The sequence below is a fragment of the Streptomyces sp. Da 82-17 genome (assembly GCF_046098215.1).
GTDB lineage: Bacteria > Actinomycetota > Actinomycetes > Streptomycetales > Streptomycetaceae > Streptomyces.
The window spans coordinates 43,311-64,122 of sequence record NZ_JBJURH010000024.1 but is presented as its reverse complement, the minus strand read 5'-3'; the positions used below and the strand labels follow the sequence as shown (position 1 = coordinate 64,122).

The window sequence follows — 20,812 nt, the reverse complement described above, 5'->3', positions numbered from 1 at the left end:
GCCTCAGTCCTTCCGCAGCGAGGCCACGGCGTCCCTGATGGCGGGCAGCCGTCCGTACAGGGCGTCGCCGGGGCAATTGGTGTGGAAGCTGTCGCGATGGCCGGAGATGACGTGCAGCCGGGCCGCCTCGCCCTTCTTGAAGAGGCTCTCGTCGTTCGTCGAGACGAGCCGGACCGTGCCTCGGGCGTCGACGCCCGGCTTCAGCTTCCACGCGGCGACCTTCGCGAGCGCGGCCTCCAGCGCGGGCGGCACCTTCGTACCCGCGTCGAAGGTGCCGAGCGCCGCGATGCCGATGGTGCCGGCGTTGAACCCCTTGGTGTGCGCGCCGTGTATCGGGCGTCCGATGCTGCCGGCCCGGCCCTCGTAGATGGTTCCGCAGCGGTCGACGACGAAGTTGTAGCCCATGTCGTCCCACCCCTCGCCCTGCACGTGCGCCCGCTGCATCTCCCGCAGCATGCGCGGGACGTCGGCGCAGTCGTAGTCGTTGGAATGCCCGGTGTGATGGACGAAGACCGCGTTCACCGGCCCCGACTGCGTCGGCCGCTCCTTGACCAGCCTCTCGTCGGCCCGCCATGCCTTGCGGGCGACGATCGCGGGCCGAGGCGCGGCCGGTCCGACGGCGACGGACTCGGGCCTGGGCTCGGGACGGGTGTGCCGGGTCGGTGCGTCCTGCAGCACGAGCAGAGCCGTCACCACGACCCCGGCACCCAGCAGCATCCGACGGGACCACATCGAACTATTCTGCGACCGCCCGGCGTCACTCGCAGGTGGGAGGACTGGCCGGGCTCACCGGCGGCCGCCCCCGCCGGTGCGCCCCGCCCCGGGCCACCGCCGCTACACCACCTTCCCGATCACCCCCCGAGCAGCCCGTTCCCCCTCCGTCGCCCCGCCCTCCATGAAGCCCTGGAAGTCGTACGAGCAGTGTTCGCCGGCGATGTGGAGGTTGCCCTGCGGGGTGCCCTCGTAGCCGGCGTAGCGGTGGAGGTAGCCGACGGGCCAGTAGGAGTAGGCGCCGCGGGCGTACGGGTTCTTGTGCCAGGCGGAGAGTTGCGCCTTGCCCGTCCAGGCGGTCGAGGTGCCGGGGAAGACCTGGTCGATCTGGGCGAGGTAGCGGCCGGCGAGGCCGCGTACGTACGGGTCGGTCTCGACGTTGAACGGGCCCGCGGGGGAGAGGGACTCCGCGAGGCTGCCGCCGCCGTACTGGATGAGGATGCCGCCCGTGCCGGGCTGGATCTTGGTGGTGTCCCAGGTCTGCTGGAAGTCGGCGTCGGTGAAGCAGTCGCCCGCGCTGACGCCGGGCCAGGGGCCGGTGCCGCGCCAGGGGCGGCTTGAGAACTGCATGTTGAGCTTGGTGCAGTGGCCCATGCGGGCGTCGCGCAGCAGGTTCGTCATGCGGGGGTCCAACCCGGCCCGGCTGAGGTCGAGTTCCTTGAGCACCGGCAGCGGCACGCACAGGATCGTGTGGTCGGCGGTGGCCGTGCGGGTCGCGCCGGCCTCGGTGTACGTGAGGGTGTGCGTGCCGTCGGCGTTGGCGCGTACGGCGGTCAGGGCGCAGCCGGGGCGCAGGGTGCCGGCGGGCAGGAAGTCGGCGATGGCGCGCGGGAGTTGGTCGTTGCCGCCGACGATGTGGTACCGCTCGTTGGACAGGCCCCAGATGTTGAAGTGGCCCGGATTGGTCTGGTAGCCCATCAGCAGGACGAGGGCGAGGGACGACTGCAGGGTGGTGTCGGCGCCGTACTCGACGTTGTAGGCGACGTCGAACCAGCGGCCGAGCGGGGAGTCGTGGCCGCCGGGGACGCGTGACTCGATCCACTCGTAGATCGACATGTTGTCGAGGGCGGTGCCGGCCGGTGTGGTCTGGTTCCACATCACCTCGCCCGCCTCCGACAGGTCGCGGTGCAGGAGTTGGTAGACCGCCTTGAAGTCCTCGTCGGCCTGGGCGCGCGGATAGTAGCCGCCGTTGAACCAGAGGATCTCCTCGGCTCCCTGCGGGCCGCCGCCGAGGAAGTCCTCGACGGGCAGGCCGAAGCGGCGGCACAGCTCCAGGATCTTCTTGTGGCTGGTGTCGATCAGCTCGCCGCCGATCTCGGAGGTCTGCCCGTACGCCCAGTGGTCGCGCTGGGTGTACATGCGGCCGCCGACGCGGTCCGGGTTCGCCTCGTAGAGCGTGCAGTCGAGGCCCGCGTCGTGGAGCGTGAGCGCGGCGGTCAGGCCCGCTATCCCGGCTCCTACGACGGCTATGCGGGGTGCGGCGCCCGCGGCCCGGGGCGTGGCGGCTCTCGCCCGCGGCGCCGAGGCGACGCCCGCGCCGACCGCGAGGCCCGCCGCGGCGGCGCCCTTGAGGACGGCCCGGCGGCCCGGCGGCGCCGCCTGGGCTGCCGCGGCGCCGCGGAGTTCCGCGACGGGGATCCCGAGGCGCCGGGCCGCGCCGTGCTCTGCTGCCAGTCGCTTCAACGCGTGCATGGGGTGAGTACGAGACACGGGAGAACTCCTCAGGCTGTGGCGGAAGTTGACTCGGCGTCAGTGCTGTTCTCGGTGCTGTTCTGGCTGCCGTTCTCGGTGCCGTTCTTGGCGCCGTTCGCAGTGCCGTTCTCGGGGCTGTGCTCGGTGTCGCGTTCGACCGCGTCCTCCAGGACGATCCGGCCGATGATCTCGTAGCGCTCCGGCTGCCGTGCCCGCAGGTAGAGGCCGAGGGCGAGGCCGCCGAAGAAGACGAGGCCGACGATCCACGGGACGGCCTTGAAGAACACGGAGCCGGCGGCCGTGCCCGCCGCGGTGTCCATGTTGACCACGAGCAGGACGACGACGGCGGTCATGCCGACGCCGCCGAGCAGCGGGGCGAGGAAGGTCCTGAACCAGTGCCGGTCCTCGGGGTGGTTGTGGCGGAAGTAGCCGATGACGGCGAAGGAGCAGAGGGTCTGCACGATGAGGATCGCCATCGTGCCGAGGATCGCGAGCAGTGTGTACAGGTGTACGTACGGGTCCTGGCCGGTGATCCAGAACGCCCCGACGAGGGCGACGGCGATCGCCGACTGGACGTACGAGGCGACGTACGGGGAGCCGTGCACGGGATGCGTACGGCCGAGGCCCCGGTGCAGGAAGCCCTCGCGGCCGATCGCGTACAGGTAGCGGGACGCGCACTGGTGGAAGGCCATGCCGCAGGCGAACGAGCCGGTGATCAGGAGCCATTGGAAGGCGTCGACGGCCCAGGCGCCGATGAAGCTGTGCGCCGGGTCGAAGAACAGGTCGAGCGGGCTCGTGGACTGCGAGACCTGCACCGCGCCGGTCAGGCCGTTGCCCGCGATGGTCATCCAGGAGACGTAGATGTAGAAGAGGCCGACGCCGACGACCGACACGAGTGTGGCCCGCGGGATCACCTTCTTCGGGTTGCGGGACTCCTCCCCGTACATGGCGGTCGACTCGAAGCCGACCCACGACCAGAACGCGAAGAACAGGCCGAGCCCGGCGGAGGTGCCGGTGAAGGCGTTGGCCGGGTTGACGGGTTCGACGGGAATGCCGTCGGGGCCGCCGCCGTGCAGCAGTACGGCGGTCGCCACGGCGAACAGCACGGCGATCTCGGCGATCAGCATCACGCCGAGGGCCTTCGCGGTCAGGTTGATGTCGAAGTACGACAGGACGCCGGTGACCGCGAGCATCGCGGCCGCGTACACGATCCACGGCAGGTCGACGCCCAACTGGTCGTGGACGGTGGTCTGCGCGAAGTACGCGAAGACGCCGACGATCGACGCCTCGAAGACGACGTACGCGAGCACGGCGAGCATCCCGGACGCCATGCCCGCGATCCGGCCGAGCCCGTGCGAGATGTAGCCGTAGAACGCCCCGGCGGCGGTGATCCGCTTGGCCATGGCGACGTAGCCGACCGAGAAGACGGTGAGGACGAGGGTCGCGAAGAGATAGCCCGCAGGCGCACCGGTGCCGTTTCCTGCCCCGACGGCGATGGGCAGGTTCCCGGTCATGGCCGTGATCGGCGCCGCGGTGGCCACGGCCATGAACACGACGCCGACGAGCCCGACGGAATTCGCCTTGAGCCGGTGGACCTCGGGTGTGCTTGGTGTCTCTGACATGGCGGGCACCCTGCCGCGCAGTGACGTACGCCACAACCGACAGGAGGTCGCGCAATTCCCTTGCGGGGGCGACGAGTTGTCGGGGGCGGGGTCCGCTCGTCCGCTGGCTCGGGCGTGGCTGGACAGCGGTGGCGTCATCTGTCGCTCGCTGGTGAATCCACGCTGTCACAGGCGCCGCCCCAGGGTCTGCGGATAGAGTTGAACCCGGGCAACGAGCGCTAGAGACAGGGCGGTTGAGGTGGGGCGGCGGTACTTCGTTGCGCTGGGAAGCGGCCGTTACCGCCATCTTCCCGAGGATGCACAGCTGGAATCCGTCCCGAGCGACGTCAGGGCGGCGGCCGAGCTGTTCGCGTCATTCGGGTACGAAGTCGTACTGCCCGGGCTCGGTGAGTACGACGGGGCCGAACAGATCCGCCAGAAGCTGAGGCACTGGTCGGCGGACGCTCGGTTGGCGGCCGACGACGTGGTCGTCGTCTACTTCGCTGGACATGGCGTCGTGGAGGACCGGGACCGGCACTACCTGCTCTGCTGGGACTCCCAGGACGAGGACCTGGCGGCCACTGCTCTGGCCACCGAAGATCTGCTGCGGATCCTGTGCAGAGGAGATCTGCGGCACCTGCTGCTCATCCTCGACACCTGCGCGGGCGGCGCGGGCAGCGCGGAGGCCTCGGCGGTCGCGCTGCAGTCGATCGCCTACCGCAACACGGGGCTGCGGACGTCCACCGGAATGTGGTTCCTCGCCTCCGCGCGACGCAAGGACATCGCCGAGGACGGCGCCTTCGTGGCCGCGCTGGTCGACGCTGTACAGAAGACGACCGAACGCACGGGACAGCGGCAGCAGTTCCTCGACCTCACCGAGCTCGTCAAGGCGGTCAACGAGCGGTTCGACGCCGAAGGCCGAGGACAGCGGGCCGAGTTGGCGAGCGGACTCGTGACCGGGCTCGCTCCTTTCCTGCCCAACTCCGGCTACCAGGAGGGACTTCCTCCGCTCGGCACCGACCTCGAGGTGCAGCGGCGGGTGGCGGCACGGGACATCACCGAACACTTCGGACCGAGGTCGCGTGGAGTCGAGTTCGAGTCGGAGCAGGGCCTGTACTTCAGCGGACGTGCGCGGGTCCTCTCCGAATTGGTCGGATGGCTGTCGGCTGTGAACGGGGACGGCCGGGGCAGGGTGGTCACGGGCAGCCCCGGATGCGGCAAATCAGCGGTGCTCGGCCGGATCGTGGCCCTGTCGGACGGGCGCTACCGATCGAAATTCGACCTGTCGAGCCTCGACCCGCAAACCGTGGTACCCGAGGGCCGAGTCACAGCCGCGGTGCATGCGCGGCACAAGCGTCTCGAAGAAGTGGTCGAGCGGATCGCCACCGCTCTGGGAACCGCGGCGGAGGGAGTCGCGGATCTGCTCCAGGAGCTCACGCGGCGCGGCCGTCTCGGCCACACCTCGGTCATCGTCGTCGACGCGGTGGACGAGGCTGGATCCGACACGGCGGCGGACGCCGGGGGCCACGGCGAGCCACGCCGGATCACCCGCGAACTGCTCCGCCCCATGTCCGAGATCCCCGGGGTCAGGCTGCTCGTCGGGACCCGTCATGAACTGGTCGGCCCCCTCGGCCCCACGTTCACCACCATCGACCTGGACCTTCCCGACTACCGGGCCGGAGAGGACGATGTCGCCGGCTACGTCACCCGTGTTCTCCTCGCCACCGAGGAAGACAACGTAGGCACTCCGTACCGTGGTCTGCCGGACCTGGCCGCGACCGTCGCCCGCGGTGTGGCCGAGAAGGCCGCCGGTGTCTATCTGTACGCCAGGACGACAGCCCGCACACTGCGCTCCGACCAGCATGCGGTCGACGTCAACAGGCCAGGGTGGGCCGACGCGTTGCCCAGCGAGGTGGGGGAGGCGTTCGACGACTACCTCGCACGGTTCGGCCCGGACGAGCCGAGGGTGCGCCGGATGCTGCTCGCCCTTGCGTTCTCCGAGGGGAAGGGGCTGCCTCGTGGCCGCGTCTGGACCGCTCTGAGCTCCGTGATCTCAGGCCTTGAGTGCACGGAAGAGGACGTCGCTTGGGTGCTCGACGTCGCGGAGGCCTACATCGCCGAGGTCATCGACGACGATCAGCGCTCCGTCTACCGGCTCTACCACAAGGCCCTGGCTGAGCACCTGCGGGCGACGGCGGACCGGCCCTCGGAGGTCGTCCAGCGGGCCGTCGTCAAAGCGCTGGGCACGCTCGTGCCCACGTCGCCGGACGGTCGCCGGGAGTGGTTCGCGGCCATCCCGTACGTACGCCAGCACTTGGCCACGCATGCCGCGGCGGCCGGCCAGCTCGCGGAACTCATCGAGGATCCCGGATTCCTCCTGGCCAGTGAACCGCTGTCGCTGTTGCGGGCGTTCGCATCCATCGAAGGCGACGGGCCGCGCCGCATCCGAGGCTCGTACGAGCAGGTGGCGCACCGGTTGACGGCCGACCGTCCGCTCGGAGAGCGCGCGGCCGACCTGCAGCTCTCGGCGCGGCGTTGCGAAGCCGACCGCCTGGCCGACCGGATCGAGCAACTCGGCGTCGACTTGCCGTGGTCGGCCACGTGGGCGTGGTGGTCGACCAGCGGAGTCCACCGGCTGCTCAGCGGCCACGCCAAGTCCGTGGGCTGCGTCGCGGTAGGAGTTCTCGACGGCCGCCCGATCGCGGTGACCGGAAGCCTCGACGGTACGGCCCGGGTCTGGGACCTGACCTCGCAGCGGCAGATCGGAGACCCGCTGCGCGTGGGGATCGCGGTGAGTGCCATCGCCATCGGGGACCTCGGCGACTACACCGTGGCCCTCACCGGCGGACAGGACGGCACGGTCCGCGTCTGGGACCTGTCGGCGGGCCAGGAGTACGGCCTGCCGCTCGCCGGGCACACCAACCAGGTCCAGAGCATCGTGGTGGGAGCCATAGACGGCCACCCCGTGGTCCTCACCGCCAGCGCCGACGGCACGGCTCGGGTCTGGGACCTCGTCACCCGGCGGCAGTTGGGCACTGCCCTGAGCGCTCACCGCCGCACGGTATGGGACGTGGATCTGGGCGAGCTGAACGGGCGCCCGATCGCCGTCACCGGTGGCGACGACAAGTCGGTGTACGTGTGGGACCTGAGTGAAGTCCTCCACGGTGGTGATGCGCGCCCCGACGGCAGCCCGCTGATCGGTCCCGCGGAGGCCGTCAACACGGTGTGCCTGGCGCGGCTCGACGGGCGGACAGTGGCACTGGTCGGTGACCGGGCGGGCATGCTCAGCCGCTGGGACGTGGAGTCCCGTCGCCAGATCGGCGAACCGGTCACGGCACACGTCTACGAGGCGCGCAGCGGTGTCGCTTCAGCCGTCGTAGGTGAGTTCGGCGGCCGCCCGGTGGCACTGACCAGCGGGCGCAGGGAAGCACGGCTGTGGGATCTGCGGACCCTGCAGCAACTGGGGCACCCGCTGCGCGGGCACGTAGCGGACATCACCGCAGCCGCCTTCACCGACCATACCGACGCCCCGCTCGCAGTCACGGTCGGCCAGGACCGTACGGCACGCATGTGGGATCTGACGGCTGATCAGCCCGTGGAGGGCCATGCCCGGCCGGTGGGCTCCCTCGCCTTCGCCACGATCGGCGGCCGCCCTCGGATCCTCACGGGAGGCGAGGACGGTACGGCGCGCCTGTGGGACCCCTGCACGCGTACCCAGGTATGCGGGCCGATGGAGGGCCACTCGGGTCCGGTGCTCGCGGTGGCCCTCGGGCAGGTCCGGGGCCGAACAGTGGTGGCCACCGCCGGGGCGGACACCACCGTCCGTTTGTGGGACGCCTCCGCCGCCGCGGCGCCCGTCGCCCCTCTCGTGGGCCACACCAACGCTGTGCGCTGCCTGGCCTTCGGTGAACTGAGCGGGACCGCGGTAGTCGTCAGCGGAGGCGAGGACGGGACCGTCCGCCTCTGGGACGTCGCCACCGGAGACGCCATCGGCAGCCCCCTCGTGGGGCACATCGGGGGCATCCGGCACCTCGCGGTCCAGACGCTGGGCCGTGGGATGGAGATCGTCCTGTCCACCCAGCTCGACCACGCGTACGTCTGGCAGGTGGAGGGTGCCACGGAACCCGGACCAGTCGCGCCGAAGGCACACTTCGACGTGGAGGACCTCACGGAATCGGCCCGGGCTGTGGGGGTGGCGTTCCACGAGCGACGCCCTGTCGTCCTGACCGTGCTCGAAGGCAACAACCTGTACGTGCACGACATGGAGACACGCGCGGCGCTCGCCGGGCCCATGACCGGACACACGGCGTACGTGATGGTGGGCGCCCTCGCGCAGGTCGGGAAGCGCACTCTCGTCGCCTCCATGGCTTTCGACGACACTGCGCGAGCCTGGGACGTGGAAACCGGCGAGCCTCTGGGCCCTCCCATGGAGGGCTACACACGCATGGGCCAGGGGGTGGAGCGGGCGGCGCCCGCGCTCGGGCAGATCGACGGCGTGCCGGTCACCGCCCTGGCCACCTCGCGTGAGGTGCGCCTCTGGGACCTCGCCACCATGAGGCCTCTCGGAGAGCCGCTGAGCGGCGCGGACCCGAGCCTGCTCTCGGCGGACATCCTCCGCACCGGGGACGGCACGGACGTGGTTGTCACGGGCGCCGTCGACGGTGTGGTGCGCACCCACGATCTGAAGGACGGCCGCCAGGTCGCCGCGCACATGACCACGGCCTCGCCAGTGGTGTACGGCGCCACCGCCGTCGACCTGGGCGGCGACAGCGTGGTGGTGCGCAGCAGTTGGACGGAGACCGAGGTGTGGAGCCTCGAGTCACGCAGGCCGATCGGCAAGCGCTCCGGCATGTCGTGGGGTGCCTGCGTCCACCCGGCGGGTGAGCGGCCCGTGGTGATCTCCGTGGCCGTCGACTACACGCTCAACGCCTGGGACTTGCACACGCAGGCACCCGTGTGCCCGCCCATGACCGGGCACACGGCCGAGGTGACGGCGCTTCGCCCCGCGACGGTCGGCGACCGGCACCTGGTGGCGAGCGCTTCGGAGGACGGCACGGTACGCGTGTGGGACCTGGACGGCGGGGCTTCCGTGGGGGCGCCGTTCGACGGCCACGTCATGGGTGCGTACGGCCTGGAGATCGCGCGCCTCGACCGGGACCTCGTCGTGACGGGCGCGGGCAACGGTGTACTGAGGGCCTGGAACCTGGACGACGGGAGCGACGCGAACTGGGATCTGGAGCCCTTCCCGTCGGCGATCCACGCCATCCGTGTGGCAATGGTGGCGGGCATCCCCACTCTGGTGGCCGCGGACCAGCACGGACTGATGCGGGTCTGGACGCCAGGGGCTCCCGCCTGGAACGCCGAACTCGACATCGGCAGCGCCATCCGCGGCATCTCGCTCGACACCTCGGGCCGCCTCTGCGCGGCCACTTACATGGGCGTGGTCACGCTGCAACTCCGCCCCAAGGCCTCTGCAGACCAAGGGAGCAGATGATGAGCCGAGTCGTCCTGGTGCACGGAATCGCCCAGCAGTACAAGGGATCGCAGACGCTCCTCGCCGACTGGTACCCGGCGCTTGCCGACGGCCTCGCCCTGGCCACCGGGGTCCAACTCCCGTACGAGGACGTGTCCATGGCGTTCTACGGCGATGTGTTCCGGCCCGCAGGCCATCGAGGGCTCGGTGTCCCGGAGCTGGATGCTTCGGACGTCATGGACGGGCTGGAGCGAGACCTGCTGCTCCAGTGGTGGGCGGAGGCGGCCGAGGCCGATCCTGCGGTCCCTGGCCCCGAGGCTCCGGCCAGGCTGCGCACCCCGTACTTGGTGCAGCGAGCTCTGGACGCGCTCAGCCACTCGGCGTTCTTCGCCGGACTGAGCGAGCGACTTCTGATCTGGAGCGCCCGGCAGGTGCGGACCTACTTCACCGACGCCGAAGTCCGGGCGGTGATCCAACAGCGCCTTGAGCGGTGTGTGACGGCGGACACGGAGCTGATCGTCGCGCATTCACTGGGGAGCGTTGTCGCATACGAGACGCTGTGCGCCCACCCGGACTGGCGTGACATGTCGCTGGTCACGCTCGGATCGCCGCTGGCCGTACGCAACTTGGTCTTCGAGCGGCTGCTGCCACCGCCGGTCGATGGCCGCGGTTCCTGGCCGAGTCCGGTGAAGCGCTGGCTCAATGTCGCCGACCGCGGCGACGTGGTGCCCCTCGTGAAGCAACTCGCGCCGAGGTTCGGTGAGCGCATCAGGGATGTCTCGATCCACAACGGTGCCAAGGCCCATGACGTACGGCCGTATCTCACGGCCAGGGAGACGGGGCTCGGCATCGCTGAGGGACTGGGGCTGACGTAAGGCACACACGCGTCGTCCGCGCGACGGGCAGTGTCCCGTCCTGCGCCTCAGGTGAGGGCACGGGACGGGACGTACGTCGTGAACGGTCAGCGGAGCCCGGCGAAGAGGTCGGTCTCCGGGACGGGGCTGTCGGTCGGGTCCTGGACGCGTACGAACGTCTCCATGCCCATCAGCTCGCCGAACCGCTTCTTGCCCATCTTGAGGAAGAAGATGTTCTCGCCCTGACTGGCGTGCGCGGCAAGGGAGTCGAACTTCTGGTCGCTGTACGGGGTCGTGTCCACCCACGTGGTGATCTCGTCGTCGGGCAGTCCGATCTCGGCGAGTGCGGCGGCCTCGGCGGGGTCCGGTTCCGGCATGTTCTCGTCGAACTCGCGCATGACCTCGCCGAAGCGCTGCATCGCCGAGCGGGGCATCGTCGTCCAGTACACCTTCGGCGTCAGCTCGGTCCGCTCCAGCGCCGCCATCGTGATGCGGTGGGCCTGGATGTGGTCGGGGTGCCCGTAGAAGCCGTTCTCGTCATAGGTGACGACCACATCGGGGCGGTAGTGCTCCATGAGTTCCGCGAGCCGGGCGGCGCCTTCCTCGACGGGGGTCTGCCAGAAGGAATCAGGGGCGTCGTTGCTGGGCCAGCCGATCATGCCGGAGTCGGCGTAGTCGAGGAGTTCCAGGTCGCTGATCTTCAGGACCTCGCAGCTTGCTTCGAGTTCCTTGCGGCGCAGCGCGGCGACGGCCGCCGGATCGTGCCCGGGCTCGCCCGGTTTGGCGCCTCCCGGCCCGTCACCGCAACCGCCGTCGGTACACGTCACGAGCACCGTCCGGATGCCTTCCGCCGCATACCGGGCGAGCACTCCTCCGGTGCTGGTGGCCTCGTCGTCGGGGTGGGCGTGCACTGCCATGAGCGTCAAGGGGCGGCGGTCAGTCATGGATGCGTTCTCCTGAGTAAGTCCGTACGTACGAAATGGGCCGAGCGCGCGCTGTGCGTGCGGGCGCTGGTCCCTCGGTCGTGCAACCGCGCCGGGCCGCCCGGGTGTTCCCGCGACGTCCGCCCCGGCCCGACTTCGCCGCCTCACTCCTCCGTAGGCTCCCGCCTCACACCCCGGGCGCAGGCCGCACCGCGATCCCGTTCCGTTCGAGGAGCGCCGCGGTCACCCCGTCCCCGGGCACGAGTTCACCGCCGAACGACCCGTCGTACACCTCGCCCCGGCCGCACGAAGGGCTGCGCGGCATGAGCAACGCCTCGGTGGCGCCCGCGTGTTGGGCGGCGGCGAGGGCGCGTCGGGCGCCGTCCACGAACTCCGCGGTCACGTCCCGCCCCGTGTCCTCGACGACCCGCGCCGTGCCGTCGAGTACGTCGTGCCCGTCGCCGCCCACCAGCTCGGCCGGCCGGCGAGGCGTGCTGAGGCCGCCCGCGACCTCGGGGCAGAACGACACCACGTCCCGGCCGGCCACCGCCTCCTCGATGTCGGACGACGCCTTGTGCCGCCCGTCGAACCGACAGGGAACTCCACGCAGACACGCACTGACCAGGATCGCTTCCACACCGTCAGGGTAGACCCCGCCGTCGGCCGGCCGAGCCCGGTTCGTTCCTCCTGTTGATCCCCGTTCACCCCTCCCCGGAGCCCTCCCCGCCCTCAGGCCTCTCCGGGCTCTCCGACCGCTCAGGCCGCTCCTGCCGGAGCCGTTCGTCGAGCGTCTCGCCCTCGCGCTGTTCCGCGGCCGTCGTGCCCACCTTGTCGACGCCGGACGGCTTCTCGGGCGGTGAGTACCCCTGGTCGAGCACGTCGTCGTAGGCGTCCGGGTCGGCCGCGTTCTCCAGGTCGAGCGGCGCGGCGTCCTGCTGTTCCTCGTTGTCGCCGACGGGCTGGTAGGCGTCGTCCGCCCTCTCTTGCTCGCTCATGACTGCCTCGCGTGGGGTGGGGGGTGGGGCTGCGCAGCGAGTTCCGTACGCCAGGTTCCCGGGTCGAGTTCCGTACGCCAGGTTCCCGGTCGGGTTTCGTACGCCAGGTTCCCGGGTCGGTGCGAACGAAACGGGTACCCGGCGGCAACCGCCCCGCCCCGGGGAACCCACACCCCGACGGCAGGCGCAGAGCAAGGGGGGAACCGACCCACAGGAGTTGCGATGAGGGCCCTGACCTGGCACGGAAGGCGCGACGTACGCGTGGAGACCGTCCCCGACCCGGTCGTCGTGGAGCCGACCGACGTCATCGTGCGCATCACCTCGACCGGCATCTGCGGGTCGGACCTGCACCTGTACGAAGTGCTGGGCCCGTTCCTCGAACCGGGCGACATCCTCGGGCACGAGCCGATGGGCGTCGTCGAGGAGACCGGCCCCGAGGTCACCGCCCTGGCCGTCGGCGACCGCGTGGTCGTGCCGTTCAACATCTCCTGCGGCACGTGCTGGATGTGCGACCGGGGACTCCACTCCCAGTGCGAGACCTCCCAGGTGACCGAGCACGGCATGGGCGCCGCCCTCTTCGGCTACACCAAGCTGTACGGCCAAGTGCCGGGCGGGCAGGCCGAGTTGCTGCGGGTGCCGTTCGGGAACACCCTGCCGGTCAAGGTCGAGCACGGCCCGCCCGACCAGCGCTACCTCTACCTGTCGGACGTCCTGCCCACCGCCTGGCAGGCCGTGGCGTACGCCGACGTCCCCGTGGGCGGCAGCGTCGCCGTGATCGGGCTCGGGCCGATCGGGGAGATGGCCGCCCGGATCGCCCTGCACCGCGGCGCGGACCAGGTCATCGGCGTGGACCTGGTTCCCGAGCGGCTGGCCCGCGCCGCCGCCCGCGGCGTGCAGACCCTCGACCTGCGCGAGTACGGCAAGGCCGTCGGCGACGCGATCCGTGACCGGACCGCCGGCCGCGGCACCGACGCCGTGATCGAGGCCGTCGGCATGGAGGCGCACGGCGCGCCGCTGGCGAAGACCGCCCAGCGGGTCGCCGGGCTGCTGCCGGACGCGCTCGGCGAGAAGGTCATGAGCCGCGCCGGAGTCGACAGCATGACCGCCTTCGACACGGCCGTGGACGCGGTCCGCCGCGGCGGCACCGTGTCCGTCATCGGCGTGTACGGCGGCGCCGTGGACCCCGTCCCGATGCTCACCATGTTCGACAAGCAGCTCCAGCTGCGCATGGGCCAGGCCAACGTCAAGCGCTGGGTCGGCGACATCCTGCCGCTCCTCGACGACGAGGACGTCCTGGGCGTCGAGGACTTCGCCACCCACACCCTTCCGCTGGAGGAGGGCCCGGCGGCGTACGCGGCGTTCCAGGCGAAGGACGACGGGATGATCAAGGCCGTGCTCACTCCGTGAGACGCCGAGCCCAGGAACGGGCGGCCGAAGGCGCGTATCGTGGAAGGGTGCTTCGGGCCAGAGGCACGCCGAGGGACGCTGTCCCGGCGGCTGCGCCTGCTGGCCGGCTCCCACGGCGGACAACCGTCAGCCACACGAAAGGCACGGGAGCCATGCGTACCGACCGTGACCGTGACGCCAAGGAGCCTCCTCATACCGGCTCCCGAAGTACCGACGCCGGAAGTACCGACGTCCGAAGTACCGACGTCCGGAGTGACGACTTCCGACGGAGACAACCCCCTCGGAAGCACACCCCCCGCCGCCACGACGACACCCCTGACACCGCGCCCGCGTTCCGCAGGCTGGCCCGCCTCCCGTACGGCCCCGAGCACACCGCCGTACGCGAGGAGATCATCCGGGCCTGGATGCCCGTCGCCGAACGCGTGACCCGGCGCTTCCGGCACCGCGGCGAGAGCCGGGAGGACCTCCTCCAGGTCGCCGCGCTCGGACTCGTCAAGGCGGTCGACCACTACGACCCCGAGCGCGGGTACGCCTTCGCCTCGTACGCCATCCCGACGATGGTGGGCGAGCTGAAGCGGCACTTCCGCGACCACCTGTGGAGCCTGCACGTGCCGCGCCGCTTCCAGGAACTGCACACCAGGACCTATCTGGCCGCCGTCGAGCTGGACCAGGCCCACCCCGGCGCCGAGCCGACGACCCGGGAGATCGCGGAGCGGTCGGGCCTGACCGAGGACGAGGCGGCCACCGGGATGGCGGCGCACGAGGCGTACCGGGCCGCGTCCCTGGACGCGCCCGTGCCCGGCCGCGCCGGGTCCAGCCTCGTCGACGTCATGGGCGACGACGACGAGGCCTACGACCTGGTCGTCGACCGGGAATCGCTCAAACCCCTGCTGGCCGAACTCCCGGAGCGCCAGCAGCTCATCCTCTATCTGCGGTTCTTCCGGGGCCTCACGCAGGCACAGATCGCGGGCCGGATCGGCGTCTCCCAGATGCAGGTGTCCCGCCTGCTCCGCGCGACCTGCGACCGGCTGCGCGAAGGACTCCTCGCCGACGCCTGACGGCAGTTGGGACCAGTAGGTGGGACCAGTTGGGACCAGGTGGGATGAGTTGGGACCGGTTGGGACGTCAGAGGGCGGCGATGATGTCGCCCGAGGGACAGGCGTACAGCGCCCCAGCGGGGGTAACCGAAGTCAACCCGGTGGTTGAGCCGACAGCCTCCGGGTCAGCTGGGGCGGCCGGACCGCGGCCGGCTTCCCCACGCGCCCGCGCATCCGCCCGTGGTTAGCTGGTTGTCTGAAGAACCGGCGACGCATGGAGCGGTGCGTGGACGAATCAGCGATCAAGCTGGCACGGATGCTCGCCGACCTGGCGCAGCAACTGAACGAGAAGGACAGCTGGGAGCGGACCCTCGCCGAGGTCGTCGAGGCGGTCCAGTGGGCCGTCGACGGCTGCGACGGGGCGGGCGCGCTGCTGCAGCGGCCCAAGGGCGAGCCCGAGATCTCCGCCTGCACGGCGGACTGGGTGCGCCTCTGCGACCGCGCCCAGGTGGAGCTCGGCGAAGGCCCGACCCTGGACGCGTCGACCGGCCACTCCGTCGTCCGCATCCCCGACATGGCACACGAACCGCGCTGGCCGCGCTTCGCCGCCCGCGCCCACGGACTCGGCGTGGGCTCCATGATCGCGCTGCCCATGCCGTCGACGGTCGGACTGCCCTGCTCGCTGAACGTCTACGGGACCCGGCCGCGGGCCTTCGACGCCACCGCCGAGGAACTCGCGCTGATCTTCGCCGCGCACGCCTCCGTCGCCCTCGCCGGGGCCCGCGTGCAGGAGACGCTGGAGGCGGCCGTCGCCTCGCGGCAGGTCATCGGCGAGGCCTGCGGCATCCTGATGGAGCGGCACGGCATCACGTCACGGCAGGCCTTCGACATGCTCGTACGCGCCTCGCAGCACATGAACGTCAAGCTCCGGCGGATCGCCGAGGCCGTGGTGCGCACGGGCCGGGACCCGGGGGACGTCGTGCCCCGACGGGACTGCTGACGCCGTACCCCAAAGGCCTCGTCCGTACGCCCGCCCGTACGCCCCCCCGTACGCCCGCACGCCCCTGGGCTCGGGGGCGCCGCGTACGTCCGGGCCTGTTCACGCCGGGAGCGCGCCGGGCTCCAGCGGCGGGGTCCGTGCGCCCTCGCCCTCGCGCAGCGCCTTCAGGAATCCGGCGAGCGTCTCGTCCGCCGCGTGCCGTGGCACCCAGCCCAGCTCGTCCCGTGCGCGGGACGTGTCGAGCAGGGGCAGGTCGAGCAGAGTGTCGAACAACTCCGGTGGTACGGGCGCGAGATGAGCCGCCCACGCCGCCCGCACCGCGGCCCGTACCGCCGGGCGGGGCAGCCGCACCACCCGCGCGCCGAGCAGCCCGGCCAGCACGCGGGCGTCGATCACCGGATCGGCGGCCAGGTTGAACGCCCCGCGGGCGTCGCCGAGCACGGCGAGACGGTAGGCCTCGGCGGCGTCGTCCGCGTGCAGCACCTGGAAGGCCAGGCCCTCGATGTCGGGCACGACCGGGACGAGCGCGGGCCGTACGAGGCTGTGCGGCACGAACGGCCCGGCGAACAGGCGGTGTTGCTCCAGGGCCGACGTGCGCTGGAACGTGAAGCCCGGCCGCATCCGCACCACCCGCCGCTCCGGGTGTGCCGCCTCGAACGCGTCGAGCGCCCGCTCCACGTAGGCCTTCTCCCGCGGGTAGGGCGCGTCGGGCCGGCCGTGCGTCGGCCAGTCCTCGCGGACGGGCGGCCGTTTGGGGCCGGGGCTGTACGCGGCGAGGGACGAGGCGACGACGAGGGCCGGCACGTCGGCGGCGGCCACGGCGTCCAGCACGGCGACGGTGCCCAGCGCGTTCGTGCGCCAGGTGACGTTCGGCCGGCGCGCGGGCTGGAGCAGCCAGGCGAGATGCACGACGACGTCGGCCCCGCGGAAGAGGGCCGTCAGCTCCTCGCTCGACGCGCTGCTGAGGTCGACGCTCGTCCACCGCGTCCTGGGCAGGTCCCACTCGGGCACGCGGCGCGCGAGCCCCACGATCCGGGCCACCTGCTCGTCCGCCGCCAGCGCACGCACCAGGGCGGTGCCGACGTTGCCGGTGGCGCCGGTCACGACGACGGTCCGCCCGGCGGGGCGGGGCTGGGGGCTGGGCTGGGTGGGGCTGGGCTCGCTCATCATGCCGCCGGGTTCCCGAGCCCTCCCGGCTCGAAACGCCCGCGTGCGGTGTCGCCCTTGTCGTACGTCCTGCGGGTGTTCTCCGACCTCGTACGGGAACCCGGTCCGTGAACCGACGCGACCCGATCGCGACCCGATCGCGACCCGAACCCGACCGACGCAACGGAGATTGCGGCGAAGGGGGAGGAACACCATGCAGCTGGCATTCCTGGAACCACTCATCGGCCGCCCCGGCCCGTGGGCCACGGTCTACGCAGCGCCGGCCGACAACGACGAGGCGGGCACGAAGCGCCGCGAACTCGCCGTGCGGGACGTGAGCCGCACCCTCGTGGAGGACGGCGCCGACGCGGCGACCGTGCGTGCCGTACACGACGCGCTCAGCAGCGGCAGCCCCGCCGACTACCCGTCCGGCAGGGCGGTGTTCGCCACCGAGGGAGAGGTCGTGCTCAGCCACCGGCTCTCCCGGCCGCCGCAGCGTCAGATCGTCTGCTGGGCCACCCTGCCCCGCCTCACCCCGCTCCTCGAACTCTCCGGCCAGGACCCCGTCTGCCTCGTCGCGTACGTCGACCGCACCGGCGCGGACTTCGAGGTGCGCGGCGCGGCCGGGCCCGAGGACGCGGGGCAGGTGGAAGGACGGCAGTGGCCCGTCCACCGCGCCGCCACCGGCGACCTGTCCGCCCCGCACTTCCAGGTCAGGGTCGAGAACACCTGGGAGCACAACGCGGGCGAGATCGCCGAGGCGCTGACCGGCACGTTCCTCGACTCCGGCGCCGACCTGGTCGTCCTCGTCGGCGACCCCCGGGAACGGCGCGCGGTGCACGACCGGCTCCCCGACGCCGTACGCGACGTCACGTCGGAGACCGAGCACGGCGGACGCGCGCAGGGGTCCGAGTCGCCGGCCCTGGAGCAGGACATCGCCCGGGCCGCGCGGGACCACGCCCGCCGCGGCGTCGCCCGCGCCCTCGACCGCTTCCACGCGGGACGCGGCGGTGGCGAGGGACGGCCGGAGGCGGTCGAAGGCGTGCCCGCCGTGGTCGAGGCCGCGCGTGAGCACCAGATCGACACCCTCCTGATCTGCCCGGACGGCCCGGACCTCGGCCGCGACACCTGGGTGGGCGCCGAGCCCGACCAGCTGGCGGTGCGCCGCACGGAGGCCCGCGCACTGGGCGAGCGCGAACCCGTGGCCGCACGGGCCGACGACGCCCTGCTGCGCTCGGCGGCCGCGACGTCGGCAGACGTCCTGATCGTCCCCGCGAACGCCGCGGAAGCAGTACGGCAGGGAACCGCTGACAGCCCGGCAGGCGGCCTGGGCGCCCTCCTGCGCTGGACCCACGAGCCGGCGGCTTCGGCCTGAGGGGCGGGGGCGGGGGCTGGCGCGCAGACCGTTGTCGGTGGCGGCCGGGTCGTCCGGTGGGCCCGGTGGTCGGGTTACGTGGCTGCTCGGTGGCTCGGTGGCTCGGTGGCCCGGTGCCCCGGTGCCCCGGTGGTCCGGCGCCCCGGCGATCCGGTGGCCCGGCGGCCTTGGCTCGGTGTCCCGGTGGCGGCGTGGGGGGCTTCCGTGGTGGGTCCGTGCCCCCCGCGTTCGCCTGAGGGGCGGATGAGGGGACGTGGCGCACGTTGTCGGCGGCGGCCGGGCCGTCTGGTGGCGCGATGGCTGGGCTCCGTGGCCCGGTAGCCAGCCCGTAGCCCGTGGCTCGTAGCTCGTGGCCTGGGGGATCTTGAGGGCTTCCGTGGTGGGCCCCGCGAGCTGGCATCGGCCTGGGGGGCGGGTGTGGGGACGTGGCGCGTTGTCGGCGGCGCCCCGGCGGCGCTCCGGCGCTTCCGCGATCCGGTTACCGGCGCGACCCGGCGGCCAGTGGGCGGCCTGGTGGGTTTCCGTGGTGGGGGACGTAGTAGTGCGTTGTCGGCGGCGGCCCGACGGCTCGGCGGTCCGGCTGCCTGGCGCGATCCGGCGACCTGGCGCCCGGTGGCTCGGTGGCCTGGTGGGCGGCCTTGGCGGGTTTCCGTGGTGGGTGCGCCAGCTGGCGTCGGCCTGGGGGCAGGTGCGGTGACGTAATGCGTTGTCGGCGGCGCTCCGGTGCTCCGGCGCTCCGGCGCTTCGGCGGTCCGGTTGCCCTGCGCGACCCGGCGACCCGGCGACCTGGCGCCCGGCGGCCCGGTGGCCCGGTAGGCGGCCTTGGCGGGTTTCCGTGGTGGGTTCGCGAGCCGGCGTCGGCCTGAGGGGCGGGTGTGGGGACGTGGCGCGTTATCGGCGGCGCTTCGCCGGTCCGGTTGCCCGGCGCGATCCGGCGTCCCCCGCGGCTCGTGGCCCAGTGGCCCGTGCGCTTGGCGGGCTTCTGCGGTGGGCCTGCGAGCTCGCGTCTGCCTGAGGTGCGGGTGCGGTCCGGGCTCCCGTGCGTCTGGCCTGCCAAGTGCCGTGCGGATCAGGAGAGTTGAGGTCGCCGGGCGGGAGCGCTACCGGTGTCGGGGGACGTCGGTAGTCGTTGTGCTGGGGGCAGGCCCGGAAGGGTGTCGCGGAGCAGTGGGAGAATCGTGCGGGTGAGAGCACTAGCACCATCCGGTGACATCGAGAAGGCCGCAGGCGTCCTGCGTGCCGGTGGCCTCGTGGGCCTGCCGACCGAGACCGTCTACGGCCTGGGCGCCAACGCCGAGGACCCCGCTGCCGTCGCCCGGGTCTTCCAGGTCAAGGGGCGCCCGCCGTCCCATCCGTTGATCGTCCACATCGGCGGCGCGGACCAGCTGGGCGACTGGGCGGCGGACGTGCCCGAGACCGCGCGGCTGCTGGCCGAGCGGTTCTGGCCGGGGCCGCTCACCCTGGTCCTGCGGCGCGGCGACCGGGTGCCGCTCGCGGCGACGGGCGGGCTCGACACGGTCGCCCTGCGCGTGCCCGCCCACCCTGTGGCCCTCGACCTCCTGGCCGAGTTCGGCGGTGGCGTGGCGGCCCCGTCCGCCAACCGCTTCGGCTCGGTGAGCCCCACGACCGCCGACGACGTACGCACCGAGCTCGGCGACGCCGTCGACTTCGTGCTGGACGGCGGGCCCTGCCAGGTCGGCGTCGAGTCGACCATCGTCGACGCCACGGGCGAGAACCCGACCGTCCTGCGGCCCGGTGGCGTGACCCGCGAGGACCTGGAGGAGGCGCTCGGCCGCCCGCTCGACGTGCCGACCACGAGCAAGGTCCGCGTACCGGGACAGCATCCGTCGCACTACGCGCCGAATGCGCGGGTCGTCCTCGTCGAGCCGGAGAAGGTCGTCGCCGAGGCGGAGCGTGCGCAGGAACTCGGCCACCGGGTGGGCGTGTTCCTGCCGCCCGCGCTCGCCGGTACGCCGGTGCAGGCGCACGCCGTGGTGCCGGTCCCCGAGTCGACGGCCGACTACGCGCGGGTGCTCTTCGGCTACCTCCGCGAGCTCGACCGGCAGGGCTGCGACCTCATCGTCGCGTCCCTGCCGGCGGAGGCGGAGCTCGGCCTCGCCATCGCCAACCGCCTCCAGCGCGCGGCGGGCCCGAGGTAAGCGGGGCGGGAGACGTACGTCAGCGTTCCGCTGTCAGTACGGCACTCACGCCGGGGTGCACCCGCGCGGGGGAGATCGTCGTGATCGCGTACTCCGCGACGTCGTTGAGGACGAAGGGGTCCTGCGCCGCGATCCGTTCGACGGTCGGGCGGTCGACGCCGGCTGCGAGGATCGCCCCGCCGATCGTCGTGGGCACGGTCTGACCGGACACCAGGAAAGTGCCGTCCCGGTGGTGGCGCTCCAGGTAGTCGACGTGAGCGCGGACGTACGGCTCCGCCTCCGCCTCCGGGACCGTGTAACGCAGGGACAGCAGGTGCAGCATGGTCGCCTCCAACTCCGCGGTGATCGGACGGTGATCGGGCAGTGACCGGGCGGGTGA

14 protein-coding genes and 1 pseudogene are annotated in these 20,812 nt (G+C 72.1%); 7 read left to right on the top strand and 8 right to left on the bottom strand.

All coding sequences use genetic code 11. From position 1 onward, the window contains the following. Positions 1 to 3 precede the first annotated feature (3 nt). The 3 genes from ACIDOF_RS31410 to ACIDOF_RS31400 all read right to left on the bottom strand — a co-directional run bounded on the left by ACIDOF_RS31410 (position 4) and on the right by ACIDOF_RS31400 (position 4,085). Positions 4 to 732, bottom strand: a complete 729-nt coding sequence (locus ACIDOF_RS31410) for a peptidoglycan recognition protein (protein WP_409009566.1) — start codon at positions 730 to 732, stop codon at positions 4 to 6. 102 nt (positions 733 to 834) lie between these two features. Then, the gene (locus tag ACIDOF_RS31405) at positions 835 to 2,481 is read right to left on the bottom strand and encodes a flavin monoamine oxidase family protein (RefSeq protein ID WP_409009565.1); all 1,647 of its coding nucleotides are present in this window, start codon (positions 2,479 to 2,481) and stop codon (positions 835 to 837) included. Positions 2,482 to 2,492: 11 nt separating this feature from the next. After that, positions 2,493 to 4,085 (bottom strand): APC family permease, encoded by a 1,593-nt coding sequence (locus ACIDOF_RS31400; RefSeq protein ID WP_409009564.1) that lies wholly within the window; start codon positions 4,083 to 4,085, stop codon positions 2,493 to 2,495. A 238-nt stretch (positions 4,086 to 4,323) separates the two neighbouring features. On the opposite strand from ACIDOF_RS31400, the gene ACIDOF_RS31395 reads away from it, so the two are divergent. Together ACIDOF_RS31395 and ACIDOF_RS31390 are read left to right on the top strand one after the other, a co-directional pair. Next, positions 4,324 to 9,558 (top strand): caspase family protein, encoded by a 5,235-nt coding sequence (locus tag ACIDOF_RS31395; protein WP_409009563.1) that lies wholly within the window; start codon positions 4,324 to 4,326, stop codon positions 9,556 to 9,558. Beyond that, positions 9,558 to 10,412, top strand: coding sequence for a hypothetical protein (locus ACIDOF_RS31390; protein WP_409009562.1), 855 nt, complete (start codon positions 9,558 to 9,560; stop codon positions 10,410 to 10,412). Before ACIDOF_RS31395 ends, ACIDOF_RS31390 begins: the two co-directional genes overlap by 1 nt. Positions 10,413 to 10,498: 86 nt before the next feature. Here the strand turns inward: ACIDOF_RS31390 and ACIDOF_RS31385 are convergent, their stop codons facing one another. The 3 genes and pseudogenes from ACIDOF_RS31385 to ACIDOF_RS31375 form a co-directional block, all read right to left on the bottom strand. Next, the gene (locus tag ACIDOF_RS31385; RefSeq protein ID WP_409009561.1) at positions 10,499 to 11,335 is read right to left on the bottom strand and encodes a PIG-L family deacetylase; all 837 of its coding nucleotides are present in this window, start codon (positions 11,333 to 11,335) and stop codon (positions 10,499 to 10,501) included. 166 nt (positions 11,336 to 11,501) lie between these two features. After that, the gene (locus tag ACIDOF_RS31380; protein ID WP_409009560.1) at positions 11,502 to 11,951 is read right to left on the bottom strand and encodes a DUF523 domain-containing protein; all 450 of its coding nucleotides are present in this window, start codon (positions 11,949 to 11,951) and stop codon (positions 11,502 to 11,504) included. Positions 11,952 to 12,018: 67 nt separating this feature from the next. Then, positions 12,019 to 12,309, bottom strand: a pseudogene (locus ACIDOF_RS31375) (hypothetical protein); the annotation flags it as partial. A 222-nt stretch (positions 12,310 to 12,531) separates the two neighbouring features. Here ACIDOF_RS31375 and ACIDOF_RS31370 point away from each other — a divergent pair. From ACIDOF_RS31370 to ACIDOF_RS31360, 3 genes are all read left to right on the top strand, one after another. Then, positions 12,532 to 13,716 (top strand): zinc-dependent alcohol dehydrogenase, encoded by a 1,185-nt coding sequence (locus tag ACIDOF_RS31370; protein ID WP_409009559.1) that lies wholly within the window; start codon positions 12,532 to 12,534, stop codon positions 13,714 to 13,716. A gap of 152 nt (positions 13,717 to 13,868) precedes the next feature. Continuing rightward, positions 13,869 to 14,774, top strand: a complete 906-nt coding sequence (locus tag ACIDOF_RS31365) for a SigB/SigF/SigG family RNA polymerase sigma factor (protein ID WP_409009558.1) — start codon at positions 13,869 to 13,871, stop codon at positions 14,772 to 14,774. Positions 14,775 to 15,039: 265 nt separating this feature from the next. After that, complete coding sequence (locus ACIDOF_RS31360; RefSeq protein WP_409009557.1) at positions 15,040 to 15,753, top strand: GAF and ANTAR domain-containing protein; 714 nt, start codon at positions 15,040 to 15,042, stop codon at positions 15,751 to 15,753. A gap of 99 nt (positions 15,754 to 15,852) precedes the next feature. On the opposite strand, the gene ACIDOF_RS31355 is transcribed toward ACIDOF_RS31360, so the two are convergent. Next, positions 15,853 to 16,923 carry an NAD-dependent epimerase/dehydratase family protein gene (locus ACIDOF_RS31355; RefSeq protein ID WP_409009556.1) on the bottom strand — a complete coding sequence of 357 codons (1,071 nt, stop codon included), beginning with the start codon at positions 16,921 to 16,923 and terminating at the stop codon, positions 15,853 to 15,855. Between the two features lie 190 nt (positions 16,924 to 17,113). Between ACIDOF_RS31355 and ACIDOF_RS31350 the strand changes: the two genes are divergently transcribed. Next, the gene (locus ACIDOF_RS31350) at positions 17,114 to 18,274 is read left to right on the top strand and encodes a Vms1/Ankzf1 family peptidyl-tRNA hydrolase (protein ID WP_409009555.1); all 1,161 of its coding nucleotides are present in this window, start codon (positions 17,114 to 17,116) and stop codon (positions 18,272 to 18,274) included. A 1,184-nt stretch (positions 18,275 to 19,458) separates the two neighbouring features. Further along, on the top strand, positions 19,459 to 20,433 hold the full coding sequence (locus ACIDOF_RS31345; protein ID WP_409009554.1) for an L-threonylcarbamoyladenylate synthase: 975 nt from the start codon (positions 19,459 to 19,461) through the stop codon (positions 20,431 to 20,433). A gap of 19 nt (positions 20,434 to 20,452) precedes the next feature. Here the strand turns inward: ACIDOF_RS31345 and ACIDOF_RS31340 are convergent, their stop codons facing one another. Continuing rightward, positions 20,453 to 20,755, bottom strand: coding sequence for a YciI family protein (locus tag ACIDOF_RS31340; protein WP_409009553.1), 303 nt, complete (start codon positions 20,753 to 20,755; stop codon positions 20,453 to 20,455). Between the last annotated feature and the right edge of the window lie 57 nt (positions 20,756 to 20,812).